The following is an 18,054-nucleotide window of genomic DNA, read 5'->3' on the forward strand; positions in this document are numbered from 1 at the left end:
GCGGGAAGTGAATCTTCCCGGGCACCCCAAAGGAACGTTGATGACGGACACTATTTTTCTGGTTCTGGATATGGAGAACGACTTGATTCACGCTGACGGGCCCAACGGCAAGGGCGGTTACGGTGAACAGGTGAGCAGCCGGGGAATCATCGAGCATACCCGCACTGCCATCGACAAGGCGCGCGCAGCCGGCGTTCCGGTTGGCTTCGTCCGCGTCGGCTTTTCTCCCGACTACCGCGAATGTCCTGCCGACTCGCCGATCTTCTCCGGAGCCCGCAAGAACGGTCTTCTCAAGCTCGGTGCGTGGGGTACGGAAATTCATCCGGATCTTGGCAAACGGGACACGGACTTCGATATCGTCAAGCATCGCGTGAGTCCTTTCTACGCGACAGACCTGGAGGTCGTTCTGCGCACGCTCGGTGCTCGGCACATCGTCTGCTGTGGCGTTTCGACCAACGCGGTGGTCCAGGCGATGGTGCGGGAAGGGCATGACCGGGATTATCGAATCACGGTCCTCGAGGACTGTTGTTGCGCGCTCACGGCCGAAGAGCACGCCAGCGCCGTCCAGAACCTCAAGCGCTTTTGTGCTTGGTCGAACTCCGTCGAATACGCGTTCGAGTGACGCGCCGATGAATCCTACCTCACATAGTTATCTCTTCGTTCCAGGCAATCGGCCCGACCGCTTCTCGAAGGCCTTGCAAAGCGGCGCTCACGAAATCATCTTCGATCTGGAAGATGCCGTGCCCGCCGGCAAGAAGGAGGAAGCGCGCGAGGCGGTGATCCGCTGGCTCGACACGAACCGAAGCGGCATCGTGCGCATCAATGCAGCCGACACCGAGTGGTATGAAGATGATGTCCGGGCCTTGTCCGCGTTTCACGAGATTCGCGTGTTATTGCCGAAAGCGAATCGTGCCGCTCTGGATCACACCGCCGGCGCAATGCCGGACCATCGGCTGATCGGCCTCGTGGAAACCGTGTCGGGCTACCTTGCCTTGCGTGACATGGCGGGCGGGCGCGGACTCGAACGCCTGGCTTTTGGAAGCGTCGACTTCGCGACGGACAGCGGGATTAACGACACGAACGAAGCAATGACGGCCATTCGAACGCAGATTGTGCTGGAATCGCGTGCAGCCGGACTCGCGTCGCCACTCGATGGCGTCACCGTCGATTTTGCGGATGCCGAACGCAATCACATGGAATCGCTCCGTGCCCGCGACTTTGGATTCGGAGGCAAAATGTGCATCCACCCGCTTCAGGTGACGGCTGTGAACGCAGCATTCCAGCCTTCGCCGGCGGAAATCGAGTGGGCGCGTCGGGTCGTTGCAGCGGCGGATGAAAGCGGCGGCGCAGCGACTGCCGTGGATGGAACGATGATCGACAAGCCCATGATCGAACGTGCGCATGGGGTCGTCCGGAGGCTCGGCCAGAACGACTTGCCTTAAAATGCGGGCTGGGCCAAAGGAGGCAGTCTGTGTACGGTCGTGCGATGAGTCAATCGCCTTCCTGAGAGAGTCTTCTGGCAAAAACTAACGAGCCGAACGTCAGCAATGGGTACAAAGGAAGATCAAGTCGCAGATTATTTGCGTGAGCGTATCATCTCGGGTGTCTACCCTCGCGGCTCAAGATTAAAACAGGCAGAGATTGCCGAAGAACTCGGCTTGAGCATCACGCCGGTTCGCGAGGCCCTCAAGCTTCTCGAAGCGGAAGGTTACGTCGGCGGTGATTCGTATCGCGGAGCACGCGTGGTTCCGTTCGATCCGGCCGCCTCTGCCGAGATCCTTGGCTTGCGCGTGTGGCTCGAGACTCAGCTCGTAAAAGGGGCGACAGAAAGGATCAAGGCTCAGGATCTCGTGGAGCTTCGCGAACTTGCCGACGCATTCGCAAACGCGTTCGAAAGAGGCGACCGCCCCAACGCACGCGGGATCAACTATCGTTTTCACCGCCGGCTGTACGATATAGCGGACATGCCGCAAACCTTGCATTTCACGCAGATCCTCTGGGCGCGTTATCCGTTCGATATCATCAACGCGGCAGAGAACCGCGGTGAACACGCTGTCGAGGAACATGAAGAGATTTTGCAGGCACTCGCAGCCGGCGACGTCACGGGTGCGATGCTTGCCATGCGCAAGCACATCGAGTCGGGCTGGTCCGTACTTAAATCAGCACGCGTCTGACGCCGCCTTCGCCAGCCGGCCCGAAGTCGGTAGCGAATCGCAATAGCATGGCAAGGTCCTGCAATGGGACGAAGTATTGGATGCGCGCGTCCGGGATGACGCCGGTCTTGCCTTATCGAAGCGGGCGAGGGTGAACATCGCTGTGATCGATTGGCAACGCCCGGACTCAGCGCGGGCCGAATTCGTCTTCCTCATTCCGCGATGCTCGCTGACGCGGCGTCGACAGCAACCCGAACGTCTCTCCACCGAAGAGCCGGAGCGCATCAGCTCCGGGAATTGCGGCGTGCACGAAGGATTCTTCGCATCCGTCAGGTCGGAGATCGCGGATACGTAGACCATGGGTGTCCTTTCATCGATGCACCCGCCACGCCGAACGCAGCGGCAGATCGCTCGACAGGGTGGAGGGTCTGCTGCACCAGTAAGCCGCCTGCGGCGTGCAGAGTCGTCCCGTTCGAGCGAATCGCAACGGCGTGAATCATGTCGGCGCGACGGACACGTGGCGCAGGGTCGACCGTCAATAGCCGCCTTTTCCTGCGGTCACCGGGCTCGCATCCTTGACGTCTTTATAGCCCGCAAGGAGTTTGTTCGCGGCTCCTGTCAGTAAGCTCACATCGGTTCCGATAGCCACGAAGGTCGCGCCAGCGGCCAGATACTCGCGCGCGTGCGTTTCGTCCGGCGCCAGCACGCCCGCCGCTTTCCCGGCCTGCCGGACCAATGCGATGCCGTCGCGAATCGCCTCGCGTACCGGTTCCGCACCTGCCTTGCCGAGCAAACCCATCGAAGCGCTGAGATCGGCCGGTCCAAAGAACACGCCATCTACCCCTTCGATATTGGCGATCGCCGCAAGATTGCTCAGTCCGGTCGTCGTTTCGACCTGGAGCAGCACGCAGATCTCGCCGGCGGCGCGGCTCAGATAGTCGGGCACGCGATTCCACCGCGACGCCCGTCCCAGCGCCGCGCCCACGCCTCGCACGCCATGCGGCGGATAGCGCGTTGCGGCGACGGCTTCACGCGCCTGCTCGGGGGTGTCGATCATCGGCAAGAGCAGTGTCTGTGCGCCGATGTCGAGCAGTTGCTTGATCAGGGCGGTGTCGCTGCGAACCGGCCGCACGACCGCGTGCGAACGATACGGCGCCATGGCTTGCAACTGCGCGAGCGTACTGCGCAAATCGTTCGGCGCGTGCTCGTTGTCGATCAACAACCAGTCGAAACCCGCCGAAGCCAGTGCCTCCGTCACGTAACCGTCCGCGAACGCGGCCCACAGACCGAACTGTGGAATGCCCTCGGAAAGGCTCCTTTTGAAACCGTTGATTGGCAGATCCATACGCGTCCTGTGTAGTGTCGAACTGCGAAAACCCTAAGGTTAGTACGCGGCCCTGTCCGGGCAGCCTGCCTGGTGCCGAAAATGTCCACCAGGCGGAAAAATGTAGGATATGCCCACGTATCCTGAACGCCGGTAGAAGGGCAAGGTTTAACCTCGCAAGACCAAATCACACGTGATGACGAGAGCTATGGCAGACAAAAAAGACGCATCGGCAAGCAAGAAGGATGACGACGAAACATCCAGCGTGCGCGTGATTGGCCGCGCGTTTCAGGTGCTGCGTATCCTGGCATTGGGTGGCGAGCGCGGCGTGAGACTCACCGACGTGGTGGCCTATTCCGGCTTGAGTCATCCAACGGTGCATCGCATTCTGCAGACGCTGATCGCCGAGGGCGTCGGAGAGCAGGATGTCGCCACCCGGCGTTATCGCGTCGGCCCGGAAATCAGCCTGCTGGGTCTCAGCCGGCCGGCGAACTTTCCGGTGCGCACCGCAGCCGAGCCTTATCTCGCGGGGCTTGCGAACGAAATCGGCGACACCACGTTCCTGACCATCCGCGCCGGATGGGACTCGGTGGCGATCGAGCGAAAGACCGGGTCCTATCCGATCAAGGTGCTTGCCATCGATGTCGGCACGCGTCGTCCGCTGGGCGTCAGCATCGCGGGCGTGATGCTGCTTGCCTCGATGCCGCGCGAGGAAGCAGATCACATCTGCGACATGAACGCCGCCCGCCTGCCGGCTGACGGGCCGTCGATGGACATCATCCGCGCCCGCGTCGAAGCGGCGCGCCGCGACGGCTATGCGTATTCCGAAGAGGGCGTCCTGCACGGCACGCGGGCGCTTTCGATCCCCGTGTTCGACGAAGAGGGCAAGACCGTGGCCGTCATCGCGGTGGCGGCCATGGCAGAGCGTCTGGCCGAGTCCGAGTTGCCGCGCATCGTCAAGGCAATGCGGAACAAGGCAGTTCTCATCACAAAACGACTGACGGAAATGCAGCGGGCAGGGCGAGGACGGGCGCGCTAAACGCGCCTGGAACTGCGCTTCGACTGCGCTTCGAAAAAAATCCACCCTGCGGAAATTCGCGCGGTTTTGCAATGGCTCCCGATTCCTCGAAATGGAATCATCGAGCCATACGAAACGACAGCGCAACGATGATTGCGCGCCAGGAGACGCGCATGAACGACACCGCAGCCACACCTTATGCCCCCGCGCAGCGACTGGCCATCATCGTGTCGTGCATGCTCGGCTTCGCGCTCGACCTGTACGACGTGCTGATCATGCCGTACCTGATGCCGTCCATTCAGCGTTCGATGCAGGTGACGCTCGGCGAAGCAGCGAGCATCACCACGATCACGCTGATCGGTTCGGTGGTCGGTGGCGGACTCTTCGGCTGGCTCGGGGATCGCATCGGACGCAAGGCCGCGCTGCAATGGACGCTCGTCGTGTTCGCGCTGGCCTCGGTGGGCTCTGCGCTCGCATGGAATTTCGCGGCACTGGCGGTGCTGCGCTTCGTCGTCGGTGTCGGACTCGGCGGTGAGTGGGGCGCGGGCATGGTGCTGTTCAACGAGACGTGGAACCCGCAACGGCGAGGTCTCGGCACCGCGCTCATCCAGGGTTCGGCGACGCTGGCGGGCGCGGGCGCTTCGATCGTCGGCCTGTGGGCGGTTCAGTCGTTCAGCGTCGATTGGGGCTGGCGCGTCGGTCTGCTGACGGGTGGCGCTCCGGTGATCCTCGCCGTCTTCATTCGCTTCTGGATGCCGGAATCGCGGGCATGGGAGCAATACGACCGGGCGCGCCGCGCGCGTCTCACGCAGAGTCGATCCAACACGTTCGCCGCGATGTTCAGCGGTCGCCTCAAGGCGATCTCGGTCGCGGCCGCCGTGTGGCTCACCGCTTACATGTTCTGCTACTACGCCGTGGTGGTGTTCGTGCCGAGCCTCATGCTCAACGTCCTCAAGACACCCCCCGAAGTCGTGCGCGCGTCGACGGTCACGGCGGCCGTGGTGGGCGGCGTGAGCTACATCGTGATGGGCTGGCTGAACGACCGTCTGGGCCGCCGTTTCGGGGCGCTCGCGCCGAGCGTGTTCTGGCTCATCGCGCTGGGTCTTTTGCTGGCGGCGCCCCATGCGCGCTACGCGGGATCGTATCTGACCTGGCCGATCTTCTGGGTGCCGGTTGTCTTCGCTATCGGCAGCAGCGCGCTCGGCGTGGTCGGGGCATGGCTTTCCGAGCTCTATCCGATCGAAGTCCGCGCAACCGCGGTCTCGACGATCTACATGTTCGGCCGCGCGGCGGGCAGCCTTGCGCCGCTGCTCGTGCCCTTCGCCGCCGGTGTCTTCGGTCACGACCTTCAACGCGGCATGTTGATCGCGCTGCCCGCCGCCATCGTTTTCATCGGCGTGTCCTTCGTGCTGCCGGAGACGCGCGGCCGCCGCCTGACGGCGGGCGTGGCCGGCACGGAGCCTGCCACGCGCGACGACGACTCCCTGCTCAAGAACGGCCAGCGTCGTTAGACCCGGCTTCTCATTCAACGACTAACAGGATCAGCTCATGAAACTTCTACGCTTCACTTTGCGCGACGGCGATGCACTCGCGCGCACCGGCGTGCTGCTCGACGACGGCATCGTCGAAATGCACGAGGTCGCGACGCTGGACGACCTGCTGGCGTCCGACGATCTGCTGGCGGTCGCGCATCGCGCGATTGATGCGGCGGGCGCATCGCGCGTTCCGCTGTCCAACGCTCAGTTGCTTCCGCCGCTGACTGCGCCGCAAAAGATCTGGTGTATCGGCGTGAACTATAAGGAGCGCAACGAGGAGTATCAGGACAATTCGGAGCTGCCGCGCTATCCCAGCCTCTTCGTGCGCAATGTCGGCTCCTTCGTCGGTCACGACGCCGCGCTGATCCGCCCGCGCGTCTCCGAACAACTCGACTATGAAGGCGAACTCGTCCTGGTGATCGGCAAGGCAGGACGCCATATTCTGCGCGAGCGTGCGTTCGAGCATATCGCCGGCATGATGCTGGCCAACGAAGGCTCGGTGCGCGACTGGCTCAAGCACGGCAAGTTCAACGTGACGCAAGGGAAGAACTTCGATGCATCGGGAAGTCTCGGCCCGTGGATCGTGACCGCCGACGAATGCGATCCGTCGGCCCAGCAGGCCATTCAGACACGCGTGAACGGCGAGCTTCGCCAGGACGATACGACCGCGCGCCTGATGTTCCCGTTCGATGCGCTGATCGCATACCTCAGCACCTTCGCGACGCTGCAACCCGGCGATCTGATCCTGACGGGCACGCCGACCGGCACGGGATGGCGTCAGGACCCGCCGTGCTGGCTCAAGCCCGGCGACGTCGTGGAGATTCATTCGCCCAATATCGGCACGCTTCGCAACACCGTTGCACAGGAGGCGTGATCGCCATGCTCACTCCCGACATCATCACGCGCCTCGCGCAATCGCTCGAAGAATCGGAGCGCAGCCGCCAGCCGCTCGATATTTTCTCGCACGCGCATCCGGACATCACGATTGAAGATGCCTACGCCATTCAGGCCGAGTGGATGCGCATCAAATGCGAGAACGGCCGCTCGGTGATCGGCCACAAGATCGGCCTGACTTCCAAGGCGATGCAGGACGCCGTGGGGATCGACGAACCCGACTTCGGCGTGCTGCTCGACGACATGCTCGAGTACGACGGCGCCAGCATCGATGCTTCACGCTTTCGTGCGCCGCGCATCGAGGTGGAACTGGCGTTCATTCTCGACAAACCGCTGTCCGGTCCCGGCTGCACGCTGTTCGACGTACTCGATGCCACGCGCTACGTCGTTCCCGCACTGGAAATTCTCGACGCCCGTCTGCATCGCATCGATCCCGTGTCCAAGCGGGGCCGCAAGGTCATGGACACGATCGCCGACAACGCGGCAAATGCCGCGCTCGTGCTCGGCGCGCGGCCCTTCAGAGTGCACGACTTCGATCTGCGCTGGGTCTCCGCGCTGCTGTATCACAACGGCAGTATCAGCGAAACGGGTGTCGCCGCAGGAGTGCTCGGACATCCGGCCCTGGGTGTGGCGTGGCTCGCCAACCGGCTCGCACAGCACGGCCAGTCGCTCGCGAAAGGCGAGATCGTTCTGGCGGGATCGTTCACGCGAATGATCGATGTCGCCGCGGGCGATGTGATTCACGCGGACTACGGTCCGTGCGGCTCGATTTCATGCCGCTTCATCTGACAGGAGAGAACGACATGTCCCGCCGCAAGAGCATCTACATTCCCGGCTTCAAGCACAAGAATCCGATTCCTAACGCGTGCATGATCGACGGCGTGTTGACCTCGGGAATCATCCTCGGCATCGATCCGGAGACGGGCGAGATGCCATCCGACATTCAGGCGCAGTGCGCCAACATGTTCGGTCACGTCCTGGCAATCGTCGAGGCCGGCGGCGGCACGCCGGACGACATCGTCAAGATGACGGTCTGGTTGCGCGACCCTTCGCAAAGGCAACCCGTCAATGATGAATGGATCAAGCTCTTCCCCAATCACGACGACCGGCCCGCGCGTCACGCGCTGCCTTTGACGGCTGAGGGTCCATCACTCGTGCAGTGCGACGTGATGGCTGTTTTCCCGCGCTAAACCATCGGATTTCCAGGACGTATATCCATGTCAGACTACTTTCCGTTCGATCCCGAGCCGCGCACGCCGTCGAAGATGCCGCCGCCGCTCGCCTGCGACAGCCAGTTCCACGTATTCGGTCCGGCCGAGCGTTATCCGGTCCTGGCCGGCGCGGCGTATGAGATGCCGAGCGCTACAATCGAGCGCGCGTTGCATCTGCATTCCGTGCTGGGCTTTACGCGAGGCGTCATCGTGCAGGCCACGACTTATGGCGCGGATCATCAGATCGTGCTCGATGGTCTTGCCGCCGCGGGCCCCAACTATCGTGGTTGCGCCAATGCGGTCGTGCTCAAGGAGCGTGATGACGCCTATATCGCGAAACTGCACGATGCAGGCGTGCGCGGTGCGCGCTTCTCGCGAGCAGGACTCGGTCCGTCGATGGACGAGAAGGATGTCGAGCGGGCACTGGCGCGCGTGAAGGAACTCGGCTGGTACGTCAAAGTGCAGCCGGAGCCGGGTGGGATCGCATCGACGATTGCACCGTTCCGCAAGCTGAGCGTGCCGCTCGTGATCGATCACATGGGCCGGCCCAACCCCGAAGCGGGCGACGCCGACCCTTCGCTGAAAGTCGTGCTCGACATGCTCGCGGAAGGCAACACGTGGACCATGCTGTCGCTCGGCGAGAAGATCACGAAGACAGGCCGCCCCTGGGACGATGTGCTGCCGATCGCGCACAAACTCGTCGCCGCCGCGCCGGACCGCTGCATCTACGGCACCGACTGGCCGCATCCTGTATCGCCCAAGCAGCCGCCGAACGATGCCGACTTGCTGGAACTGCTTTATCGCTACGTTCCCGACGAGGCGACGCTCAAGCGCGTGCTGGTGGACAACCCCGCAAAACTGTTCGGATTCTGAGTCGAGGAAGAAATAATGATCATCGATTGCCACGGTCATTTCACGACTGTGCCGGCGTCATTCAAGAACTGGCGCGCGAAGCAGGTCGACCATGCGAACGATCCGGCGAACGGCCCATCGCGGGATGAGGCACACGTCAGCGACGACGCATTGCGCGAGGCCATCGTCAATGGTCAACTGAAATTGCAACGCGAGCGCGGCAGCGACCTCACGCTGTTCTCGCCGATCGCAGGTCTGATGAGCCATCATCTCGGCAACGAGCGCACCAGCCTCGAATGGGCCGAGTTGTCGAATGACCTGGTGCATCGTGTGACCGAACTGTTCCCGGACAACTTCGCGCCAGTTTGCCAGTTGCCCCAGTCGCCGGGCGCGGCGCCCGCGAATTCGGTTGCGGAGTTGCGGCGCTGCGTGGAGCAACTGGGCTTCGTCGGCTGCAATCTCAATCCCGATCCGAGCGGCGGATACTGGACCGGCACGCCGGTGACGGATCGCGAATGGTATCCGCTTTACGAAGCGCTCTGCGATCTCGACGTGCCCGCGATGATCCATGTCGCCTCCTCCTGCAACCCGTGTTTTCACGGCACTGGCGCGCACTATCTGAACGCGGATACGTCCGTGTTCATGCAGATCCTCCAGTCCGATCTGTTCAAGGATTTCCCGACGCTGCGCATCGTGATTCCTCACGGCGGCGGTGCGGTGCCTTATCACTGGGGCCGTTATCGCGGCATGTCGCTGGAAATGCGTGAGCGTCCGCTCGAAGGTCTGCTCGGCAATATTTTCTTCGATTCGTGCGTCTATCATCAGCCGGGCGTGGAATTGCTGACGAAGGTCATTCCTTCCGACAACGTGCTGTTCGGATCGGAAATGATCGGCGCGGTGCGTGGACGCGATCCGTCCACCGGCGAGTATTTCGACGATACCAAACGCTATATCGACGCGTGCCCGGCATTGACCGAAGAAGATCGCTTCAAGATTTTCGAAGGCAACGTGCGGCGCGTCTATCCGCGCCTGGACAAGCGTCTGAAAGCGCGCGGCAAGTAAGGACACGGATCATGTCACAGATCATCGATATACACCCGCACATCATTTCCGGCGACGACAGCCGCTATCCACCGGCGCCGCTGTTCGGAAAACGCTCCGAGTGGTCGAAGGAGCGGCCGACCACGGTCGAAACGCTGATCGAACAGATGGACCGTGCGGGGGTCGCGAAGGCGGCGGTGGTGCATTCATCGACCACGTATGGTTTTGACAACAGCTATGTCGTCGATGGTTGCGCAGGTTATCCCGACCGGCTCGTCGCGGTCGGCTCGGTCGACGTGCTCGATCCGAACGCACCGGACACAATCCGCAACTGGGTCGAGCGCGGTCTGGTCGGCTTGCGTCTCTTCACGGGCGGCAGCACGCAGGCGTTCGATGCGAGCGTGCTCGAAGACCCGCGCGCTTATCCTTCGTGGGAACTGTGCTCGGAACTCAATCTGCCGATGTGCATCACCACGAGTTCGGCGGGGCTGGCCCAGGTGAAGGCGCTAGCCAGGCGGTTTCCCAATGTCGCGATCGTCATCGATCACATGGCGCGGCCGAATCTCAAGGACGGGCCGCCGTACCGCCAGGCGCAGACGTTCTTCGAACTGGCTTCGTTCGACAACGTGTATCTGAAGATCACGCCGAAGAACTGCGACGACGCGCGAGCGGAATTGGCGACTCCGGAAACCTTCTTTCCCCAATTGATCGATGCGTTCGGCGCGCAACGGCTGGCCTGGGGATCGAACTATCCGACTTCGCCGGGCACGCTCGGCGACATTCTGCACACCATGCAGGAAAGTCTCGCCAGCGTCGGCGCGGAAGACCGTGAGTGGATCCTCGGCAAGACTGCGCAGCGGCTGTATCCGGCGCTTGGCCCACTTTGAAACAGACCGTTTTCACGCAAGGACATTCATCATGAGCGCCGCGCGACTCAACAGCATCATCCGTGCATTCGAATCCGGCAAGCCCGCACTGACGGCGTTTGCGAAGCTCGACAAGCAGACGGCCATCGAGATGAGCGATGCGCCTTATGACGGCATCGTCTTCGAAATGGAGCACAACCCGTACGACGTCTCCGCGCTCGGCGATGCCCTGCAATACATGTTGAACCGCAAGGAGATCGCGACGTCCGGCTCCCTTTCGCCACGCGTCACACCCATTGCGCGGATTCCGTCGAATGGCGTGGAGATGAACCAGGCCTTTGCCAAGCAGGTGCTCGATCGCGGTTGCTACGGCGTGATCTGGCCGCATGTATCGACGGTCGAGCAGGCGTACAACGCCGTGGCGTCGTGCCGTTATGCACGACCGAAAAACGCGCCGCTCTATGAACCGAAGGGCGTGCGCGGCGACGGTCCTGGAACGGCTGCGCGTTATTGGGGCCTCGGTCTTGCCGAGTATTACGCGAAGGCCGACGTATGGCCGCTCGCGCCGCACGGCGAGATTCTCGTCGGTCTGATGTGCGAAAGCGTCGAGGCGATCGAGAACCTCGACGACATTCTCGCCAATGTGCCCGGTATCGGGCTCATCCTGATCGGCGAGGGCGATCTCAGCCAGCAGCTCGGCTATGCGCGTCAATACGAGCATCCCGAAGTACTCGGCGCGATGGCCAGGATTGTCGAGACGTGCAAAAAACATGGCGTGGTCGTCGGGCATCCGCATGTCACGTCGAAGAATCACGAGCGCGTGTCGAGTGAAGGTTTCCGCTTCCTGATGTCCGCGCCTTCGCGAAGCTATGGCGTCGTCAGCGAGACGCGTGAACTCGCCGGTTATTAAGGCGCAGCGCTCTCGACCGCCAAACGGAAATTCATATGAAAACGAGTCAGGAAGTGCCCACCCTGCGAGTCAATCTGGACACGCATCCGATATCGAAGGCGATGCGCGACGGACGGGTGACGTCAAATCTCGTCAAGCTGGATTATTGCGGACCATCCCCGGCGCACAACGGCTTCAAGTCGATGCTGCGCGAAATGGGCTTCAATGCCGGCGAACTTGCCATCGTTACGTTCCTTCAGGCCAAGGCCTATGGAAAGCCTTTCGTGCTCTTGCCCGCGCCGATTCTCGGACGGCTTCAGCATCATTGCGCGGTTTATAACTCTGCCTTCGGTGACATCGGGCCCAAAGATATCGAAGGCAAGCGGGTCGGTGTGCGGTCGTATGCGCAAACGACCGGCCTTTGGGTCAGAGGCATTCTGCGCCACGAGTACGGCGTTGATCTCGACAAGGTTCACTGGATGACGCTGGAAGACGGGCACCTGGCAGAGTATGCCGATCCTGCCGGCTGCGAGCGCCTGCCTCACGGCACCTCGATCGCACAGCGCATGCTGGACGGCGATCTTGCCGCTGCGCTGTTGGGCGCGCCGGACATGCCGAAGGATCCCGCCGTGCGCACGCTCATTCCGGATGCACACGCAGCGGCAAAGGACTGGTTTGCACGCGAGGGCGTCGTGCCGATCAATCACATGTTCGTCGTGCACGAGGAATTGTCGAAACGACGCCCCGATATCGTGCGCGATATCTATCGCATGCTCGTCGAGAGCCGTGACCTTGCTGAAGGTCTTCCGCCGATTTTTCCGCCTATCGGACTAGAAGCGAATAGAAAGAACCTTCAACTCGCCATCGACTGGGCATTTGAACAGAAAATCATTCTTCGCCGGCTGACCGTGGACGAACTGTTCGATGACGTCACGGGATCGCTTGGCTGAACTCTCGTGCGGCTGCGTGAAGCCGCTTGAGTTCGATTAAAAATTAGTCATACATAAAAAATATATTGGAGACGAAAAAGATGATGAAGCGAATCTCACTTGTGCTTGCCTTTGGCTCGTTCGCGGGCGTTGCATGCGCGCAATCGAGCGTGACGCTTTCGGGCGTGCTCGATGGAGGCATCCGCTACACGGATTCGAAGGCAGGCACGACTTATTCGACGAACAATCGCGGTTGGTACAGCTCGAACCGCGTCGTCTTTACAGGCAGTGAAGATCTGGGCGCCGGTTGGGCCACGTTCTTCCGGCTCGAATCCGGGTTCTTCCTGGCTACCGGCCAGCTGGACAACACGACCAATGTGCTGTTCAACCGCGCGTCGTACATTGGCATGCGCGGTCCGTACGGCACGGTGATCGCGGGGCGTCAATTCACCATCGCGCATGACGTGGCCTACGACTACGATCCGTTCAATCTTCTGTATCCGACGCTGATTCCGGTGTCGGGCGCATCGGCCGGATTTCGCGTGAGCAACGACGTCAAGTACATAGCGAAAGTAGGCGGGCTCGACGTTCGCGCGGAGAACTCGTTCGGCGGCATGGCAGGCAACTTCAACGCGGCCGCGATGCGAGGCGTAGGCGTGCAGTACCGCTGGAACTGGCTCAAGGTGGGAGGCTCATATGAGTATCGCAACCTTCAGCAGGGCACGTCGGCGAACTATCAACCGGATAATTACTACACGTTCGGGGCCGAGTTGACCTTTGGCGCGTTGCGTCTGGCCGGCGGCTACATGAACGACAACCAAACGCAGGTTGCTCCGGTTTCCGACGTTCGAACGCTCAACTACTGGGGCGGCGCAACGTACGATCTCAGCCCGAGCGTGCGGCTGGGCGCGGCGTACTACATGACGGACCTGCCGAATCAGAGCGGCAAGCGAAGCCTCGGCATTGGCAGCGTCACCTATGCCTTGTCGAAACGTACCTTGCTGTACGCGGAAGTGGATTACACGAAGTATGGCGGCAGCTACATGACGAACGCGTCGTTGAATGCGCAGAAAATCCCGCATCAGATCGGCGCGACGATCGGTATGAACCACGCTTTCTGACGCTGGTCCGGGAAAGAAACTTGCAAGGCAAGGGGAAAGCATGAATAGGAATCTGGAAATGGCCGTCACAAGCGAGCGGGCAAACACGTTGACCGACAGGCCGTGGGCCCTTCTGTTGCTGCTCACGGTCGGTTGGATGATCTCGTTCATCGACAGGACCAGTCTGTCTTCCGCAATGGCGGACAAGGCCTTCATTCACGAGTTCGCCTTGACGAGCGTTGAGCGAGGATTGCTGGGCTCGGCGATCTTCTGGTCGTATGCGCTATTGCAGTTGCCAATGGGATGGGTCGTCGATCGATACGGCGTCAAATGGCCGTATACGATCTGCTTTGCATTGTGGTGTTTCGCCGCGGCGGCAACCAGCCTGACGCATTCGCTTTCGTCGCTGGTAATCGTGCGTCTGCTGATCGGCGCAAGTGAAGCGGTGGTGCTTCCCGCCAGTTATCGCTTCATTGCAAATAGCTTCGACGAATCGCACAAGGGCACGGCGACCGGCATCTTCTCGCTCGGCGGCAAGATTGGGCCTGCCATCGGTGCGGCGGTAGCGGCCTGGCTGATTGTCGCCTACTCGTGGAAAGACATGTTCGTCATCACCGGATTGCTAGGTTTGATCTGGTTGATGCCCTGGCTTGCCATGGCCAAGAACGATTTCCCCTCAAAGGAACAGCTCGCGCTTGCGAAGCGTCGCGCGACCACTGTGCCGCTCAGGAATCTTCTCGTGAGTCCGGTGGTCTGGGGTGGCTTCATCATGACCTTCAGCTATAGCTATTTCGTCTTCTACTGCGCGACCTGGATGCCGTCTTATCTGGTCGAGCAGCGCGGATTGAGCCTCATGAGGTCGGGCGTTCTCACCTTCGTCAGCTTCGTCTCCGTCGCCATCGTGGCGGTCGCCGCAGGGTGGGCGGCGGACCGCATCATCGCGCGAGGAAAAGATCCGTTGATCGTGCGCAAGGCCTTTGTCGTTGCCGGGGCGTTGGGCGGAATGACCGTGATATTCGGCGCCTACGCCGAGTCGCAGGCGATGGCGTTGTTCTGGAATGTCGCGTCGCTTTCGCTCGCCGGCATCGCCACGGCGAACAACCTGGCGCTTTCCAAGCTGACCTTGATACCCAAGCCTGCCATCGGATTGAACACGGGCCTGCTGACGGTCGCTACGAGCCTCGCGGGCGGGGTGTCAGCCAGCCTGTGTGGCTGGCTGTTGCATGTAGGCGGCAGCTATACCTTGCCGATGCTGTCCGTGTGTGTGTTTCTCTTTACTGGCGGAGCCAGCGCTGTCATTCTGATGCGGCGCGAATGGGCGCCAAAGGTCAACGAAGAAGCGGCCATCTGAAGCAGTCGATGCGCGCGCCGTGGCGCGCGCCTCTCTTTCTGCAATCGACGCTTACTTCCCTGAGACAACCGTGCCTTCGGCTTGCGGTCCGTACGCCGCATTGTCGGCTTCCTGCTTCGACAGTGCCGCTTCGGCCTGCTGAAGGCGATGCGGATAAAGCGGGTCGTTTACCAGCGGGCTATATCCGGCTTTCTCGAGGCGCACCATATGCTCATGCGCCTGGGCGCGACTAAACGGTTCGCTCGTTTGAGCCAGCGCAATCGCCGGGATCGCGAAGATGAACGGCACGATGAATTTGACGAATGAGCGCATGGTTTGATCCTGTTTTTAAAGTGGCGCTGCGGTTCTTGCAGCAACAGGATGAAGTGTAGGTGAAAACCCCATGAGGGAATACACTTAGCATTCAATCAATCGCACTGGTTTTCCGCCCGGCGGACTTTTCTTTCAGGCGGTAACCGCAGTCGATCTCCTGGCCCGACATTCACGTCATTGGTTCCAGACTCAAGCGCACGCTGCGCCCGCATTCGGGTTTCGCCAGGCAGGTACCGTCCATTTTGCTGACGACCGTGCTCGAGCGAAACGAGGAGACGATCGCTCAGACCGAGCCGCTGCAAACGTGTCCTCCATCGCAGATGGTTACCCATATCCCGTGGAGAGATAACCCGGAACTGATCGTGTGAATGCGAGCGACGCAAATTGCGCGACGCATGGGCCGCGACCTCGTTGAAGCCGGACACCTGAAACGCGCAGTATCGCGATCGGGAGCAGCGAGAGCGAATCGTGCGGTCGCCGCGGAGTTCAGACAAGTGTCGAACGGCGCAAGCGACTTCTCACTCTGCGACTACGGCGCTACAGCCGGTGCGTTCGTGGGCTTCTGACCGGCTGCCTTTTGCTGGGCATTCTGCAGATTCTGCGGGTAGTTCGTCTGATTGCCGGCCGGGTTATACCCATTCTTTTCCAACGTGCTCAGTTCAGCGTTTTTCTTCGCCCGCCGCGCCTGCCGGTCAGCCTTTTTCTGAGCCTTCAATTCCTCCTTCGACACGGCAGTGCCGGAGGCGCCGGCATCGGTGATCGCTGCCTGCGCGGGCAACATCGGAGACGATAAGAGCGTCAAGGTCACGCATGTTGAGACAGCGAAGAAAGACCTCTGCTTGAAATTCATATCCATCTCCGTACGGATGTATTTAGCAAGGTGAGCCTTCTGCCGGGGCGAGAACCCGTTCGTCAGAAGTCCTTTCTCTACGCGTCTGCGCGCTCGGACCGTACTCGATGCAACGTCGGCAGGGACAAGCGGCCTCACCGCAAAGACCTTGCACAGCATAACGCTGAAAACGTCCCGAACAACTCTCCAACGCTCACTTTCCCTGATTACGCGAAAGAGATTCCTGCTTCGGCTCTTTGTTCGAGCGAATGAGGAATATAGACTCGGGCAAAAATACAAAGCAGTTCAGGAGATGCGCGTCACGGACATCATCGTGTTCCGCGAGCTTCTTCTCGTGCCGGCTTTCCCCCGGTTGTTTCTTTATGTGCGCTGCTTCGCGCAGGACCTCGTTTGGCCGAAGCATACGTGATTGAGCGAACGACATGGTTTGAAGAAGCGGAGAGGCGAGCGATTCGAACGCCCTCTGCGGCGAGTCTATTAAGCAGCATAACTATATTCACGGAGATAACGATGAAGAAGTTTCTGTTCAGCCTGTTTGCATTGTCCGCCACTGCAGGCGCAAGCGCTCAAAGCAGCGTCACCTTGTACGGCATCGTCGACAACGGTATCGCTTACGAGACGAACCTGCCGAAGGGACATGTATTCGGCGCGCAGAGTGGCGGCTGGGCGCAATCACGATTCGGCCTCAAGGGAGCGGAGGACCTCGGTGGCGGAACGCATGCGGTCTTCCAGCTGGAGTCGCGCCTGAACACGATGAACGGAAGCTTCGCGAACGGCAGTTTTTTCGAAGGGCAGGCGACCGTGGGCCTGCAAAACGATACGTGGGGGCAGGTCAAGCTCGGCAACATGGGCTCGGCGGAAATCAGCCAGTACTCGGGCGACGTTGATCCGCAACAGACGAAGAAGTATTCGATCGGAACGCTGGTCCGCGGCCGTATCTTCTCGCAGGCGGCAAATGGCGTGGAATACCTGTCGCCGACAATCGCCGGCTTTACGCTGCAGGGCCAGTACGACTTGACCAATGCTCCGACGTGGAACGCCGGAGATCCAGGAAGCGCGCCCGGTCAGCTAGGAACGTCGAGCGGCTTGGGCAGTGCTCAAGGCCGGTCCGATGGTATCAAACTGTCTTATGGGAATCAGGGTCTTTTCTGGCAAGCCACTTACGACGAAGTTCGCGACCCGAACGGCCAGTTCAGCAACGTGTACTTGACTTCACGCTCCATTCTCACGGGTTTGACCTACGCGTTCGGGCCCGTGACCGCGTATGTCGGCTATCAGCACCTGAGCGCGCCCGACGCGTCCAACGCCGGATATTTCGGTGCAAGCGCTGCATCGGCGTTACCGGCGGGAACCAGTCTCCCGACATCCGTCAACCATGAATGGATTGGCGCAATCTGGCAGACCACGCCCGCGCTGGCCATCACAGGCGCGGTGTATCACGCGAACGCGAACAAGGGAAACGGGAACGCCACGCTCTATACGCTGGGCGCGAACTATTCGCTCTCAAAGCGTACGCTCCTGTACACGGAGCTTGCTTACATCCGCAACAGCGCAACGTCCAACCTTGGTCTCGACAGCGGCCTGTATGGCGCGAACACGAACAACGACCCGATCAATGGCAATGCGTCGAGCACCAATCCCAACTATGGCAAGAGCCAGTTGGGCGTGATTGCGGGCCTGGCGACGCGGTTCTAGGCTGCATCGTGATCTCCCGGGAGAGGGCGTTCTC

General features: G+C 61.0%; 19 protein-coding genes. 16 read left to right on the plus strand and 3 right to left on the minus strand.

Features of this window, described 5'->3' with window-relative positions; genetic code table 11:
• Positions 1-40: 40 nt before the first annotated feature.
• The 3 genes from QCE63_RS16895 (at position 41) to QCE63_RS16905 (ending at position 2,174) form a co-directional block, all read left to right on the plus strand.
• Positions 41-622 carry a cysteine hydrolase gene (locus QCE63_RS16895; protein ID WP_309834559.1) on the plus strand — a complete coding sequence of 194 codons (582 nt, stop codon included), beginning with the start codon at positions 41-43 and terminating at the stop codon, positions 620-622.
• 7 nt (positions 623-629) lie between these two features.
• On the plus strand, positions 630-1,442 hold the full coding sequence (locus QCE63_RS16900) for a CoA ester lyase (RefSeq protein ID WP_309835474.1): 813 nt from the start codon (positions 630-632) through the stop codon (positions 1,440-1,442).
• Positions 1,443-1,547: 105 nt separating this feature from the next.
• Positions 1,548-2,174 (plus strand): GntR family transcriptional regulator, encoded by a 627-nt coding sequence (locus QCE63_RS16905; RefSeq protein ID WP_309834560.1) that lies wholly within the window; start codon positions 1,548-1,550, stop codon positions 2,172-2,174.
• A 514-nt stretch (positions 2,175-2,688) separates the two neighbouring features.
• Here the strand turns inward: QCE63_RS16905 and QCE63_RS16910 are convergent.
• Positions 2,689-3,498, minus strand: coding sequence for an aldolase/citrate lyase family protein (locus QCE63_RS16910; RefSeq protein ID WP_309834561.1), 810 nt, complete (start codon positions 3,496-3,498; stop codon positions 2,689-2,691).
• A gap of 187 nt (positions 3,499-3,685) precedes the next feature.
• Between QCE63_RS16910 and QCE63_RS16915 the strand changes: the two genes are divergently transcribed.
• The 12 genes from QCE63_RS16915 (at position 3,686) to QCE63_RS16970 (ending at position 15,163) form a co-directional block, all read left to right on the plus strand.
• On the plus strand, positions 3,686-4,516 hold the full coding sequence (locus QCE63_RS16915) for an IclR family transcriptional regulator (protein WP_309834563.1): 831 nt from the start codon (positions 3,686-3,688) through the stop codon (positions 4,514-4,516).
• A 152-nt stretch (positions 4,517-4,668) separates the two neighbouring features.
• The gene (locus tag QCE63_RS16920) at positions 4,669-6,006 is read left to right on the plus strand and encodes an MFS transporter (RefSeq protein WP_309834565.1); all 1,338 of its coding nucleotides are present in this window, start codon (positions 4,669-4,671) and stop codon (positions 6,004-6,006) included.
• Between the two features lie 37 nt (positions 6,007-6,043).
• Positions 6,044-6,904, plus strand: a complete 861-nt coding sequence (locus QCE63_RS16925; protein WP_309834566.1) for a fumarylacetoacetate hydrolase family protein — start codon at positions 6,044-6,046, stop codon at positions 6,902-6,904.
• Between the two features lie 5 nt (positions 6,905-6,909).
• Positions 6,910-7,713, plus strand: a complete 804-nt coding sequence (gene hpaH, locus QCE63_RS16930; protein WP_309834567.1) for a 2-oxo-hept-4-ene-1,7-dioate hydratase — start codon at positions 6,910-6,912, stop codon at positions 7,711-7,713.
• Positions 7,714-7,727: 14 nt separating this feature from the next.
• On the plus strand, positions 7,728-8,114 hold the full coding sequence (locus QCE63_RS16935) for a RidA family protein (RefSeq protein ID WP_309834568.1): 387 nt from the start codon (positions 7,728-7,730) through the stop codon (positions 8,112-8,114).
• 27 nt (positions 8,115-8,141) lie between these two features.
• Positions 8,142-9,008, plus strand: coding sequence for an amidohydrolase family protein (locus QCE63_RS16940; RefSeq protein ID WP_309834569.1), 867 nt, complete (start codon positions 8,142-8,144; stop codon positions 9,006-9,008).
• 15 nt (positions 9,009-9,023) lie between these two features.
• Positions 9,024-10,049 (plus strand): amidohydrolase family protein, encoded by a 1,026-nt coding sequence (locus QCE63_RS16945; RefSeq protein WP_309834570.1) that lies wholly within the window; start codon positions 9,024-9,026, stop codon positions 10,047-10,049.
• 11 nt (positions 10,050-10,060) lie between these two features.
• Complete coding sequence (locus QCE63_RS16950; protein ID WP_309834571.1) at positions 10,061-10,915, plus strand: amidohydrolase family protein; 855 nt, start codon at positions 10,061-10,063, stop codon at positions 10,913-10,915.
• A 31-nt stretch (positions 10,916-10,946) separates the two neighbouring features.
• Positions 10,947-11,804, plus strand: coding sequence for an aldolase/citrate lyase family protein (locus QCE63_RS16955; RefSeq protein ID WP_309834572.1), 858 nt, complete (start codon positions 10,947-10,949; stop codon positions 11,802-11,804).
• A gap of 182 nt (positions 11,805-11,986) precedes the next feature.
• On the plus strand, positions 11,987-12,733 hold the full coding sequence (locus QCE63_RS16960; protein ID WP_309834574.1) for a phosphate ABC transporter substrate-binding protein: 747 nt from the start codon (positions 11,987-11,989) through the stop codon (positions 12,731-12,733).
• Between the two features lie 80 nt (positions 12,734-12,813).
• Entirely contained in the window at positions 12,814-13,833 is a 1,020-nt protein-coding gene (locus QCE63_RS16965) for a porin (RefSeq protein WP_309834575.1), read from the plus strand.
• A 58-nt stretch (positions 13,834-13,891) separates the two neighbouring features.
• Complete coding sequence (locus QCE63_RS16970; RefSeq protein ID WP_309834576.1) at positions 13,892-15,163, plus strand: MFS transporter; 1,272 nt, start codon at positions 13,892-13,894, stop codon at positions 15,161-15,163.
• Positions 15,164-15,214: 51 nt separating this feature from the next.
• On the opposite strand, the gene QCE63_RS16975 is transcribed toward QCE63_RS16970, so the two are convergent.
• Positions 15,215-15,475 (minus strand): DUF4148 domain-containing protein, encoded by a 261-nt coding sequence (locus QCE63_RS16975; RefSeq protein WP_309834577.1) that lies wholly within the window; start codon positions 15,473-15,475, stop codon positions 15,215-15,217.
• Positions 15,476-16,004: 529 nt separating this feature from the next.
• On the minus strand, positions 16,005-16,325 hold the full coding sequence (locus QCE63_RS16980) for a hypothetical protein (RefSeq protein WP_309834578.1): 321 nt from the start codon (positions 16,323-16,325) through the stop codon (positions 16,005-16,007).
• Between the two features lie 390 nt (positions 16,326-16,715).
• Between QCE63_RS16980 and QCE63_RS16985 the strand changes: the two genes are divergently transcribed.
• Positions 16,716-18,020, plus strand: coding sequence for a porin (locus QCE63_RS16985; RefSeq protein ID WP_309834579.1), 1,305 nt, complete (start codon positions 16,716-16,718; stop codon positions 18,018-18,020).
• Positions 18,021-18,054 lie beyond the last annotated feature (34 nt).

It is taken from the genome of Caballeronia sp. LZ065 (genome assembly GCF_031450975.1).
GTDB lineage: Bacteria > Pseudomonadota > Gammaproteobacteria > Burkholderiales > Burkholderiaceae > Caballeronia.